Annotated in this window: 12 protein-coding genes; all 12 read right to left on the minus strand. The window is 34.2% G+C overall.

Annotated features, from left to right (window positions below; translation table 11 throughout):
• Window positions 1-219: 219 nt before the first annotated feature.
• The 12 genes from cspD to murG all read right to left on the minus strand — a co-directional run bounded on the left by cspD (window position 220) and on the right by murG (window position 12,702).
• Window positions 220-420 carry a cold-shock protein CspD gene (gene cspD, locus J7E16_RS09350; RefSeq protein WP_034548228.1) on the minus strand — a complete coding sequence of 67 codons (201 nt, stop codon included), beginning with the start codon at window positions 418-420 and terminating at the stop codon, window positions 220-222.
• A 164-nt stretch (window positions 421-584) separates the two neighbouring features.
• Complete coding sequence (gene dapF, locus J7E16_RS09355) at window positions 585-1,565, minus strand: diaminopimelate epimerase (protein WP_214891111.1); 981 nt, start codon at window positions 1,563-1,565, stop codon at window positions 585-587.
• Window positions 1,566-1,665: 100 nt separating this feature from the next.
• Complete coding sequence (gene ileS, locus J7E16_RS09360) at window positions 1,666-4,458, minus strand: isoleucine--tRNA ligase (protein WP_214891113.1); 2,793 nt, start codon at window positions 4,456-4,458, stop codon at window positions 1,666-1,668.
• Window positions 4,459-4,819: 361 nt separating this feature from the next.
• Window positions 4,820-5,485, minus strand: coding sequence for a DivIVA domain-containing protein (locus J7E16_RS09365; protein ID WP_214891115.1), 666 nt, complete (start codon window positions 5,483-5,485; stop codon window positions 4,820-4,822).
• A gap of 82 nt (window positions 5,486-5,567) precedes the next feature.
• On the minus strand, window positions 5,568-6,350 hold the full coding sequence (locus J7E16_RS09370) for a YlmH family RNA-binding protein (protein ID WP_214891117.1): 783 nt from the start codon (window positions 6,348-6,350) through the stop codon (window positions 5,568-5,570).
• Between the two features lie 20 nt (window positions 6,351-6,370).
• A complete protein-coding gene (locus J7E16_RS09375) occupies window positions 6,371-6,658 on the minus strand; it encodes a YggT family protein (RefSeq protein ID WP_211249831.1) in 288 nt (95 codons plus the stop codon).
• A 21-nt stretch (window positions 6,659-6,679) separates the two neighbouring features.
• Window positions 6,680-7,165: a cell division protein SepF gene (locus J7E16_RS09380; RefSeq protein ID WP_214891119.1), complete on the minus strand. Its 486-nt coding sequence runs from the start codon at window positions 7,163-7,165 to the stop codon at window positions 6,680-6,682.
• Window positions 7,166-7,212: 47 nt separating this feature from the next.
• Window positions 7,213-7,887: a YggS family pyridoxal phosphate-dependent enzyme gene (locus J7E16_RS09385; protein WP_214891121.1), complete on the minus strand. Its 675-nt coding sequence runs from the start codon at window positions 7,885-7,887 to the stop codon at window positions 7,213-7,215.
• Window positions 7,888-7,889: 2 nt separating this feature from the next.
• Window positions 7,890-9,149 (minus strand): cell division protein FtsZ, encoded by a 1,260-nt coding sequence (gene ftsZ, locus J7E16_RS09390; RefSeq protein ID WP_214891123.1) that lies wholly within the window; start codon window positions 9,147-9,149, stop codon window positions 7,890-7,892.
• Window positions 9,150-9,184: 35 nt separating this feature from the next.
• Window positions 9,185-10,516, minus strand: coding sequence for a cell division protein FtsA (ftsA, locus tag J7E16_RS09395; protein ID WP_214891124.1), 1,332 nt, complete (start codon window positions 10,514-10,516; stop codon window positions 9,185-9,187).
• Window positions 10,517-10,648: 132 nt separating this feature from the next.
• On the minus strand, window positions 10,649-11,575 hold the full coding sequence (locus tag J7E16_RS09400; protein WP_214891126.1) for a cell division protein FtsQ/DivIB: 927 nt from the start codon (window positions 11,573-11,575) through the stop codon (window positions 10,649-10,651).
• 23 nt (window positions 11,576-11,598) lie between these two features.
• On the minus strand, window positions 11,599-12,702 hold the full coding sequence (gene murG / locus J7E16_RS09405; protein ID WP_214891128.1) for an undecaprenyldiphospho-muramoylpentapeptide beta-N-acetylglucosaminyltransferase: 1,104 nt from the start codon (window positions 12,700-12,702) through the stop codon (window positions 11,599-11,601).
• Between the last annotated feature and the right edge of the window lies 1 nt (window position 12,703).

Genomic DNA, 12,703 nt, shown 5'->3' on the forward strand with positions numbered 1-12,703 from the left:
AGTAGTAAAATAGAATAGCTACAAGTGGCTAACTTAAACTTGAAATTTTCGGTCAATAGAAAATAACTAACTTTTAAAAAAATATATAAAATAAAACAAAAAAAAGTACCAACAGATTTGTTACTCTGTCGGTACTTTAATAGAGCTGTACGCTTTACTTTTACAATTACATTTTTATTATTTAGCTATGCTAAAAATGAAGTCTGGATACAATTGAAATCAAAGTTTCACGACATTTGCAGCTTGCGCTCCACGATTTCCTTCAACGATTTCAAATTCAACTGCTTGTCCTTCTTCTAATGATTTGAAGCCTTCACCGGTAATTGCACTGAAATGTACAAATATATCATCTCCGCCTTCAACTTCAATAAAGCCAAAACCTTTTTCACTATTAAACCATTTTACTGTTCCTTTTTCCATAATTTACTGTACCCCCGATTAGTCATTTTGCAATTGATTTTCTTTTGTGGCTATTCGTCTTTTTAATACAATGAAATCGATTACAAGGTAATTATAACGCAGCATTTTTCATTTTGCAAGGGGATACTTTTCTTTAATAGAGCCGTTCTTGTAAAAAAAAACATTTAGACAGCAGAAAAATTTTCAATGAATTCACGATAAGCTTTAGCTTCATTCAGCGATACAGAATTACTGTTATCCAATTTAGAATCTAAAATATCTTCTAATGAAATGGAAACTTTGTTAAGGAATGTTGCATTCCCAATTAGGTCCATCCAGTAAGTTCCATCTTCATGTTTATGAACAATCGTTTGGACCATCCCACCAGGATTGGTCACTTGAATTTTTTCTTCGATCATACCACCTTTTAACAATACATACATTAGACTGCTAGCTGCCATTGCTGTTCCACAAGCATTTGTAAAACCTACACCTCTTTCAAATGTACGAACAAATATTTCTTGTTTACCTAGCTCTTCTACAAAACTGATATTTACTCCATCAGGGAAATAAGGGTTTTTTCCATTTAAGTACTTTGCAAGTTTTTCGAACTGTGGGCTAGTTAATGTCCCATGATCAACGAAACTAATCAAATGAGGATTTGGCACTGCTACTGCTGAAAACTTCAAACCAGGCGCTAAATCAGACAATTCTTGATCAATAAAATTTTCTGATTTCCAATTAAATGGTAATTTTTCTAAATTAAAAGATACAGGAGAAATCTCAACTTGAAAGGTTTGAATATTTTTCCCTAACTCTTCTGCTTTTTTCACCTGTAAATCAGCGTGCATTGTTTCAATAATAAATTCATCTAATTTTTTCTTTTCAGAAAGATAGCGCGCAACCGTTCGCAAACCATTTCCGCACATACTAGCTTCACTACCGTCATTATTGATCACTCGCATGCTTTCACCCGACTCCTTGCGCTTAGCTGTCCCTACTAATAGGACTCCGTCAGCACCCTTAAGTAGTCCAGTATTACGATCTGTAATGATTTTCGTTAGAGATACTAGTTCATCTTGTGTCAACGGTCTTTCAAGCAGTGTTTCATCTAAAATAAAGAATTCATTCTCTGATCCATGAACCTTGATAAATTCTAATTGCATTGTGCTGTACCTCCTATTTTTTCTTTAATATATTTTACCATTTCATTTATAAAATACAATGAAAAATACATCCAAAGATCAACCTTTGGATGCATTTTTGTCAATTATTTTCTTCTGTTTCAGGAATTAAAGCTTCTGGAAAATGTTTTTCAACAATTGCTGCACAACGAGCACAAAGAGTTGGTGTCTGTTCATTAGATCCAACTTCTTCTTTAATAGCACGACATCTTTCGCAAGTTTCTCCATGAGCATGTTCGACTACAACAGCCACCGATTCAGAACGGATAGCGTTAATTGGCGCATCTTCGATCGATTCTGCTATTTCTAAATCTGAAACGATCAATAATTGAGCTAAATTACTATTCAACGAAACAAATAGGTCTTTTGTTTGTTCGGTAGGATAAAGCGTAACTTTTGCTTCAAAAGATTTTCCAATAATTTTTTGATTACGCGCTTCTTCGAGTGCTTTTTGAACAACGACACGAATTTCCATAAACGCATTCCAAATATTCAACAGTTCTGTTTCATTTTCGTAGTTATCAACAGCTGGTATATCTGTTAATTGAACAAATTCTTCTGGTTCACTTAAGAATGACCATATTTCTTCAGCTGTATGTGGAAGAATTGGAGTCAATAATTTTGTGACTTTTACTAGAACTTCATAGAAGACCGTTTGCATAGCACGTCTTTCGTAAGCATCTTCAGCTTCGATATAAACGACATCTTTAGCAAAATCCAAGTAAAATTGTGATAAATCGACGGTACAAAAGTTGTTGATCAATTGATAAATAGAAGAGAATTCATATTTCTCATAATGGCCTTCTACTTTTTCTACTAATTGGTTTAAACGAACCATCAGATATTTATCAACAGAACGCAAGTCTTCAAATGCAACTTTATTTTCTGAAGGGTCATAATCAGTAGTATTAGATAATAAGAAGCGCATTGTATTACGAATTTTACGATAAACTTCAGAAACTTGTTTTAGAATTTCATCACTGACACGTACATCAGCTTGAGTATCTACACTAGAAACCCATAGACGTATGATATCTGCTCCCATTTGCTTGATCACTTTGCTTGGTGCAATAGTATTGCCAATCGATTTACTCATCTTGCGGCCATCCCCATCTAAAACCATTCCTTGAGAGAGAACTGTTTTATAAGGAGCTACTCCATTGATGGCTACACTAGTTGTGATACTTGAATTGAACCATCCACGGTATTGATCTGAACCTTCAAGATACATATCGGCTGGAAAAGTTAAATTTTCTCTTGCTCTTAATACGGCTTCATGAGAAGATCCTGAATCAAACCATACATCCATAATATCGGTTTCTTTTGTAAAAATATTATTTGGACTTGAAGGATGAGTGAATCCTTCTGGTAATAGATCTTTAGCTTCACGCTCAAACCAACTATTTGAGCCAAATTCTCCAAATAAAGCAGCTACGTGTTCGATAGTTTCAGGTGTAATAATCGGCTCTCCGTTTTCACCATAGAAAATAGGTAGCGGAACTCCCCAAGAACGCTGACGTGAGATAACCCAGTCTCCGCGATCACGTACCATGTTGTATAAACGTTGCATCCCCCATTTCTGGACCCATTCAACGCCTTCAACAGCTTCTAAGATATCTCCGCGGAACTTATCAATAGATGCAAACCATTGCGGTGTAGCACGGAAAATAACCGGTTTCTTAGTTCTCCAGTCATGTGGGTAACTATGAGTAAAGAAGTTTAATTTCAATAATGCTCCTTCTTTTTCAAGCCATTCTGTGATCACTTTATTTCCTTTGTCATAAAAGATACCTTCTAAGCCTGGTGCTTCGTCTGTAAAGCATCCTTTATCATCAATCGGCGATAAAACAGCTAATTTATATTTTTGGCCTACAATGAAATCATCGTCCCCATGTCCTGGAGCCGTATGAACAAGCCCAGTTCCGGCATCAAGCGTAACATGGTCTCCGAGAATCACAAGAGAAGTACGATCATACATTGGATGTTTAGCCGTCATTAATTCTAAATCTTTCCCTTTTAATTCTTTAATGATTTCAAATTTATCCCAGCCAATTTCTTCTGCTACCGTCTCAATTAAATCTTTTGCCAAAACATATTTTTTGCCATCTGCTAGAATAACTGAATAATCATAGTCAGGGTGAACTGCAATTGCAAGATTTGATGGGATCGTCCATGGCGTAGTTGTCCAAATAACAAATGATGTATCTTCATCAATAAGCCCTTTCCCATCAGCTACTTTAAATGCTACATAAATACTAGCTGATTTAACATCTTTGTATTCAATTTCAGCTTCAGCAAGAGCTGATTCACTAGAAGGTGACCAATAAATTGGTTTTAATCCTTTATAGATATAGCCTTTCTCAGCCATTTTTCCAAATACACGAATTTGTGCTTCTTCGTATTCTTTTGTTAATGTTACGTAAGGGTGGTCCCATTCGCCAGCAATCCCTAACCGTTTAAAATCTTCTTTTTGTTTATTCACTTGTTCCCAAGCATATTCCTCACATAATTTACGAAATTCGGCAATACTCATTTCTTTACGTTTTACACCTTTATTTGTTAGCGCCTGCTCGATAGGTAATCCATGAGTATCCCAACCTGGAACGTAGGGAGATCTAAAACCAGACATAGATTTGTAGCGAACAATGATATCTTTACTAATTTTATTTAACGCATGACCTATATGAATGTTTCCATTTGCATATGGAGGACCATCATGTAAAACGAATGTCGGTTTGCCTTCATTCATTTTTTGGCGTTGTCCATAAATATCTAATTCTTCCCAATTCTTTTGCCACTCTAATTCGCGAACTGGTAGATTCCCACGCATGGGAAATTTTGTGTTTCCTAATTGTAATGTCTCTTTCATCTTCATCAAATATCGACCCCTTATTTATTAAATTTATCTCTTTCATTCCAAAATGACATGCTCATCATACAACTGAGCTTTATCAATTGCAACTATTCTTAACAATAAAAAAAAGACTCCATCCCTAGAGGGACGAAATCTTCGTGGTACCACCCAAATGTAGAATAGAAAAAAAATTTCTTCTTTTTCTATTCTCTTAAGTAATTGTATAACGCCAATTAAACGGTTAATTTTACTCTGGTTCAAATTAACACTCATGGAGGATCTTACAAATAGAAGGGACCGTTAGACTTTCACTATTTTCTAACTCGCTTGATTTAGTATTCTATCGTTTTTCTGTTCCATTCACTGATTTACTTGATATGATTTATTTAGGAAATTCAATTGCCTGTAATTTTCCCTCTACTGAAGATTGTTCTTCTTCATGACTATTTGCTGTATCCGTATCGCTAACTACTGTTGCCGTTTCATTACTAGATTCAATATCAATATTCACTGAGTCTTCTTCACTTTTATTAACACTAGATAAAATTTCTTTCAATGTAGGAATATTCAGCGCTTCTTCTTCTATAGGTTTTAATAAATCATCCCATTCAGAATTTTTGACCATTTCTAATTGTGATTCTATCATGATCTGCAAACGTTGTTTAAAGACTCTACTTTGTTTCCTCAATTCGTCTGTTTCTGTTGTGATTTTCTTGGCTTTAGAAACGGCTTCATCTAATAAACGATCAGCATTTTTTTCAGCCTCAAGACCAATGATATTTGCTTCTTTAATGGCATTTTCTTTTAATCTATCTGCTGCATCTTGAGCAACAATGATTGATTTATTTAAGGCATCTTGAAGATTGTTGAAATGCCCTACTTTCTCTTCAGAAAATTGCAATTGTTTTTCTAATTCACGCTTGTCTTTTAAAACCATTTCGTAGTCTTTAATGATTTGATCTAAATAATCATTTACTTGATCTTGATCGTAGCCTCGCATCTTGACAGGGAACTCTTTGTTATGTATATCTAAGGGAGTCAACACCATATAAGACACCTCCAATTTTTAAATTTAACGTGCTTTAGTATAAAAATAGCATAAACTTAACTACATGTAAACGAATTGATTATTATTTATACAAGACGCCTAACTGAAGACGCCATTTATCTTTTTTAGTTTTGCCTTCAATTTCTTGTACTTGTAATCTCCCATATCCACGAACCGAAACAATATCTAATAAACCGATTTCAAAATCAGGCCGATTTAATTCTACCCAATTCAGTTTCACTTTACCCGATTCGATCATTTGTTTAGCCCGTTGTCTAGAGATTTTAAACACACTAGAAACAAGCGTATCTAAACGCATTGATGAAACAGTTTGGCTTTCAATCATCCAATTATCTATCGGTAATAAAATTTCTGTATAATTTTTTTCTTCCATTCGAACTGCAACTTTTCCAATACTAATAACTTGTTGCTCAATGTAGCTTTTTGTTGAATTTTCAACAAATACTTGCCAACGAGCTCCATCTGATATGATATCGCCAAAATAATCTCTTTTCAACCCAGTTGAAAGCAATGTGCCTAACACTTTCCCATGCGATAATGAAGCAAATTTGACAGGGTATCGTATTTCAAAAATAGTTATCTCAAAGTCTTCTTGCTTTGGTGTGAAATATGTAGGACAGATAAGAGCTCTCACTCTCTCCGCCGCTTCATACCCTCCAAAAGAATGAATATTGATTTCATTATTTTTTCCAACTATCGTTTTTACGATATGCAATTGGCGAGGATCTAAAAAATTAGTTAAATAAGGAGTGTATTGGTCTTCTACACTTCTTATCCATCCTATAACGTTATCAATAAAGGGTTGTTCTTCTTTTCTAAAATGTTGATAAACATTTTCAATCATAAGAAAAACACCTCCTTCACTTAATAGATAATCCTTATGATCAGTTGGAATAATGAAAACAAACCACTTTTAGCTAAATTCAAGACGACCAATGCGACAATTCCCGAAAAATTGATCATGCCAATTGGTGGGATAAATCTTCTGAAGAAATTTAAATATGGCTCACAAACCGTTGCTAATATTTGGCCAAACTTAGATTGATAAGCCCCAGGAAACCAAGACATTAGGATATAAACTATAATTAGTGTGGAATATATATCCAAACCTCTAGAAAGTACTGTATATAGTATTGATATAAAATTAGCCACTATACGTTTTTCCTCTTTTCTTTAATAAAAATTTTTTTCTTGCATTGCATCTGGTGAAACACCATCAATTTCAACATTTTTAGGTGTACATAAGAAAATTTCTTCTCCGACCCGTTGAATATCTCCACTTATCGCATAGATCGTACCTGTTAAGAAATCAACGATTCTTTTAGCTTGATCTTCTTCAATACGAGTAAAATTTAAAATTACAGATTGATTACTAAGCAAAAGATCAGCTATTTCTTGAACTTCAGAGTAAACTCTAGGTTCAAATACAACGATTTTTGATTGGTAAGCATTTTCCGGATTTTTCATTGATACAACTTTATTGGTTGTTGCTGGTTCACGACGTGTATTAAATGCTTTTCTACTTTCTAATTCACGCTTTTCTTCACTTTTCTTAGCTTTAGCTAAAAACTTTTCATTATTATTTGTTTCTTTTTCTGACTCAAACTCTTCTTCATCATTTAAACCAAAAAATTGAGTAAAATTATTTAACATGCCCATTTAAAGTCCTCCTTTTTAAATCGATTTATATTTCAAAAAATCGATTCTTATTCAAAAAAAGACGTTCCAATTCGAACAAAAGTTGCTCCTTCTTCAACAGCTATTGTGTAATCTTTACTCATTCCCATACTGAGTTCAGTACAAGGTGCGTAGGGTAGGGCCTTATCTTTGATTGATTCTTGTAATTTTTTTAACTGAGCAAATGCAGAACGGATAACTGTTTCTTCCGCATTTAATGGTGCCATAGTCATTAGACCTACTATTTTTATTTTTGAGAACTGTGAAAGACTATTTATAAAATCATCAAGTTGATCCGGGCTTACTCCACTTTTTGTTTCTTCACCAGTAACATTAACTTGAATAAAACATGAGACAACATTAAGTGCTCTCTTTTCAATCTCTTCAGCTAAAGGCAAGCGATCAAGAGCGTGAAAGTAATCAATTTTATTGATTACTTTTTTCACTTTTCTTGTTTGCAGATTTCCGATAAAATGCCAAACCAGCCGTTTATCGTTTAGCTCTTTTTGCTTTAATTCTAAACCTTCAGGGCGATTTTCAGCAAGATGCATATAACCTTCTTCAATTGCAGCCATAGCTTGTTCACTAGAAACCTTTTTGGTTACTACAATGACTTGGACATCAGATCGTTTTCGACTGGATGCTTCCAATGAAAGATTCAACATTTGCTCGATTTTTTGGCTATTTACTTTTACCGAATTCATTTTTATTTACGGCGTCTTCTAAAGAATGGTGGAGTATCAAGATTATCATCATCTTGACGCTTATCTTGTTCTTGTTTTTCTTCTCGTTTAAAAATATCAAATTCTGGTTTTTCATTTTGTTGATTTAAACCATTTATTTGAGCTTTAACTCTTTGATCACGCGAACTAGGTTCGCGACGGATATCCCAATCGCCAAAAGGATCTTTTGTTTGCTCTGATTGTGCAGCTGAATTTTCAAGCATATTTCGTTGTGCAGAACCATTTCTATTTCTTTCATTTGATTGTGGTTTTGCTTCTTTTGCTTTACCTGTATCAATACCTGTTGCAATAACTGTTACGATAACGTCATCACCTAAATTTTCGTTGATAGAAGTACCGAAAATAATATTCACTTCTGTAGTAGATGCTGCTGAAACGATATCTGATGCGTCTTGTGCTTCAAATAATGTCAAATCAGATCCACCGGTAATATTTAATAATACAGATTCTGCTCCGTCTATAGAAACTTCTAACAGTGGAGAAGAAATAGCTTTTTTAGTCGCTTCAACTGTACGATTTTCACCGCTAGCCATACCAATACCCATCAATGCTGAACCTTGATTTTCCATCACTGTTTTTACGTCAGCAAAATCTAAGTTTACATATCCTGGTGCTGTAATTAAATCTGAAATTCCTTGTACCCCTTGTCGTAAAACATTATCAGCTTCATGAAATGCTTCAAGCATTGGCGTTTTCTTATCAACCATTTCTAGTAAACGATTGTTAGAAATAATAACTAAGGTATCAACGTGCTCTTTCATTTGAGCTACACCTTCTGCAGCGAAACGTCCACGTTTAGGTCCTTCAAAAGTAAAGGGTCTTGTAATTACCCCAACGGTCAAAGCTCCTTGTTCTTTAGCAATACGGGCAACAATTGGTGCTGCTCCAGTACCTGTTCCGCCACCCATACCAGCAGTCACAAAAATCATATCTGCTCCGCGCAACGCTTCAGCAATTTGTTCTTCACTTTCTTCTGCTGCTTTGCGTCCAATTTCAGGATTTGCTCCTGCTCCTAGTCCACGAGTCAATTTTGGTCCAAGTTGAATTTTAACTTCAGCATTTGAGCCTGCTAGTGCTTGCAAGTCTGTGTTTACTACAATAAATTCTACACCCTGCACATTTTCATCGATCATACGGTTAACCGCGTTGTTACCTGCTCCACCAACACCTATTACTTTAATTATTGCTCCATTAGCTGGATTTGTATCAAATTCTAAGTCCATTCCATTTCCTCCTACTACAATTTGAATGCATTTATTTAATCAAAAAAATTTGAAATAAAGCTTTTTGCTTTATTTCCCCATTTTTCTTCTTTTTTCTTTTCTTTTCTTACGGTCTTTTCTTTTTCAACTTCTAAAGGACTTATCTCGTTGTATTCTGATGGGTATTCTGATTTAAAATTAGACGAACCATTTTCTTTGTTCATGATACCCAATTGGTATTTTTTAACGATTTGATGAATTTCATCTAAATTGGCTTCATTTTGGATCAATCCTATCCCGGTAGTAAACGTTGGGTAACGCATACCCATCTGATTAGGTATATAAAGTTTCACTGGAATCTCAAAAACATCTTCAGCTAACTCCACTATACCTGGTAAAGCCGCAGCTCCACCCGTTAAGATAACTCCACCGGGCAATTCTCTTGCTCCTACTTTATCCAACTCATTTTTAATTTTTTCAAAAATTTGAACTAATCGAGCTTCTATAATTTCTGACAAATAGCGTTCATCTACTTTTACCGGTTGACTTTTACCTATCACTTCTACTGGAAATTTTTCTTCTTGAGATGTTTCTTCAGGTATAGCGTAACCATAATCTCGTTTAATTCTTTCTGCATTTTCAATGGTGGTATTTAAAACGACAGAGATATCTTTCGTTACATAATCTCCACCTTCTTGATCTACATAAGTGTATTTCAATTGATGATCATGCATAACTGAAGCTGTCGTTTGTCCGCCACCCATATCAACTAATATTGTACCAAAATCTCTTTCACCGCTAGACATAGCTACACTACTTGCTGCTAAAGGTTGCATAACAATATTTTGGATTTGTAGACCCGCTTTTTCTACACAACGTTTTGTATTATGAATGATGGTTTTAGGCCCAGTCAACATCACAGCATGCATTTCCAAACGAACGCCAATCATTCCTCTTGGATCTTTGATTCCATCAAAACCGTCTACGATAAACTCTTCAGGTAAGATAGTTAGAATTTCTCTTTCTGGCGGTACCGATTTTACCATTGCAGCTGCCAAAACATTTTGGACATCTTCTTCAGTAATTTCACGATTTTCCCCAGATACTGCTATCATCCCATGGCAAGATTCTATTTCAACAGAATTACTTGGAACCCCTACAATAACATTGTGAATATCTACATTTGCTTTTTGTTCTGCTTGTTTAATAGCTTTATTGATTGATTGTACGGTTTTATCAATATCAACGATAATTCCACGATTTAAACCTTCAGATTTTTCATTCCCTACTCCAATAATATTCATTTCACCGTTAATATATTCAGCTACAACTACTTTTATTGAAGTGGTTCCAATATCCAGACTTACATACATTTCAGTAGTTCCCATTCATTGAAACCTCCTATATCATAATTTTTTATTAAAACCTATAGTAACACCAATTTTAACATAAGCATCATCAATTTACGAAGTATTTCAGTATTTTGTTCTATTTATTTGCGTGATTTTTTTCATTCTATGTTACTGTGTTTCCTCTTCTAAGTTGAGTTCTGCGCCATTTTTTTCCTGACTATATTCAAAAGGAGAAAAATAAGCTCCCACCTCAATATTAAATGTTCCTTTTTGATCACCTATTTTTTTTACCATATCAGGGTAATAAACCATTTTTTCAGCAAAGGAAGGAATAGAAGCAATCACTTCATTGCCATCATTCATATATAGTCTAATAAGATGATCATCAATATCACTAGGTGTATATTCAATTTCTGATATACTATTTTGGATATTCTCATTTAATAATTGATATTGTACGATGATTGTATTTAAAGCTTCATTTTCTTTAAAATTTTTAAATATTGGTGGATTTCCAATGGATATTTTTCTACTTTCATTTACAATTTTTCCATTTTCAAGAATATTATAGTACCGATTGTCTTCAGCTAAATAAGCGACTGTTTGATGCTCTTCAATTTTTATAGTGTAATCATTTAACCCACTAAAATTTATCTCCACGGCTTTAACTTGCGGCAATTCAGAAAAGACTTTTTTTGAGATTTCTTTTCTTTCAAAGAAAACACCCCAGAAGTCGTCTCCAGATTTAATTTGACTGACGTCAATTATCTCTTGGTCCGCTACTTCTTTTGTGCCGCTAACCGAAACAATATCAACTTTGCTTAATGAACTTATGAAATATACGACTACTAAAATTGCAAATGAAAATAATAAAATTAGTGTGATCAACCTTGTAGTGAGTTTTTTTTGACGTTGCTTTTTTAATTTTTGTAACGTATTCTCAAATGATTTTGATTTTTCATCTGATTGATTTTTCATTTTTTTAATTTGAAACTGCTGATCACTGGTTGATTCACTTTTTATCTTTGCCCTTTTTTTCAAGGAAGAAAGGTGCAATTTAAACTGTTTTTTTTGTTTCTTATTTTCTTTTTTCATGCACCTATCCTCCTTAATAAAAGTCATTTTTTCATGATCTCGTTTATTACCTCGATTAATCGATCTGAAGCATCTGGCATGCCAATTTTTTTAGCATTTTCTGCCATCTCTTGACGTTTATTTGGGTCCAACATCAATTCATCCAGTGTTTCGACTAATTTTTCACCCGTTAACTCAGATTCTTTAAGCAGCATTGCGGCATATTTATTCACTAAACTTTCTGCATTTTTCGTTTGATGATCATTCGTAACATAAGGACTAGGGATCAAAATACTTGGTAATCCTAACGCTGTAAGTTCTGCCAAGGTGGTAGCACCACTTCTTGAAACAACTAATGAAGCCGTTGAAAAAACTTCTGGCATATTAGGAATGTAAGACACTACCGAGACATTAAACTTATCATTTTTTATTTTAATCAACTGATTTTGGATGGCTTCATAATGAACATCTCCAGTTGCCATTAATACTTGATAGTTTTTGGTAGCTAACATAGGTAAAGCTTCAATAAAAGCCTCGTTGATTTTTTTTGCTCCCCTGCTTCCACCAAAAATTACAACAGTCGGTTTTTTAGAATCTAAATTATATTCTTCTAAAGCTGCTTTTTTTTGTACATTGCTCACTTCTTGTGCTCTAGGATTACCAGTAAAACAAATTTTAGCTGGATATTTAGCGAAGTCTTTTTTTACTTCTTCAAAACAAATGGCAATTTTGGTCACATAACGTGAAAGAAATTTATTTGTTATACCCGCAACGCTATTCTGTTCATGTATAATACTAGGAATTCCTAATTTTGATGCAGCGTAAACTACGGGGGCACATACATAACCGCCTGTTCCAATAACAATATCAGGCTGGAATTTTTTAACGATTTTTTTAGCTTGGCTGATACTGCTGATAAACATTCGAATCGTTTTGAAAGTATCAAGCGATAATGAGCGCTTAAATCCTTTTATTTCTACAGAAGCAAAAGGAATATTATAGTCTTTTATAATTTTGCTTTCTAGACCTTTTTCAGTTCCAACATACAAAAACTCGGCTGTTGGGTCAACTTCTTGTATACGACGCATTAGTGCGAGTGCTGGATAGATATGTCCTCCAGTACCGCCACCTGATAATAATATTTTCATT

This window comes from Carnobacterium sp. ISL-102 (assembly GCF_018612935.1).
Taxonomy (GTDB): domain Bacteria; phylum Bacillota; class Bacilli; order Lactobacillales; family Carnobacteriaceae; genus Carnobacterium_B; species Carnobacterium_B alterfunditum.

Excerpts from the sequence above, each read along its gene's own strand:
- cspD (WP_034548228.1), bottom strand. The coding sequence starts at position 420 with ATGGAAAAAGGAACAGTAAAATGGTTTAATAGTGAAAAAGGTTTTGGC.
- dapF (WP_214891111.1), bottom strand. The coding sequence starts at position 1,565 with ATGCAATTAGAATTTATCAAGGTTCATGGATCAGAGAATGAATTCTTT.
- ileS (WP_214891113.1), bottom strand. The coding sequence starts at position 4,458 with ATGAAGATGAAAGAGACATTACAATTAGGAAACACAAAATTTCCCATG.
- J7E16_RS09365 (WP_214891115.1), bottom strand. The coding sequence starts at position 5,485 with ATGGTGTTGACTCCCTTAGATATACATAACAAAGAGTTCCCTGTCAAG.
- J7E16_RS09370 (WP_214891117.1), bottom strand. The coding sequence starts at position 6,350 with ATGATTGAAAATGTTTATCAACATTTTAGAAAAGAAGAACAACCCTTT.
- J7E16_RS09380 (WP_214891119.1), bottom strand. The coding sequence starts at position 7,165 with ATGGGCATGTTAAATAATTTTACTCAATTTTTTGGTTTAAATGATGAA.
- J7E16_RS09385 (WP_214891121.1), bottom strand. The coding sequence starts at position 7,887 with ATGAATTCGGTAAAAGTAAATAGCCAAAAAATCGAGCAAATGTTGAAT.
- ftsZ (WP_214891123.1), bottom strand. The coding sequence starts at position 9,149 with ATGGACTTAGAATTTGATACAAATCCAGCTAATGGAGCAATAATTAAA.
- ftsA (WP_214891124.1), bottom strand. The coding sequence starts at position 10,516 with ATGGGAACTACTGAAATGTATGTAAGTCTGGATATTGGAACCACTTCA.
- J7E16_RS09400 (WP_214891126.1), bottom strand. The coding sequence starts at position 11,575 with ATGAAAAAAGAAAATAAGAAACAAAAAAAACAGTTTAAATTGCACCTT.
- murG (WP_214891128.1), bottom strand. The coding sequence starts at position 12,702 with ATGAAAATATTATTATCAGGTGGCGGTACTGGAGGACATATCTATCCA.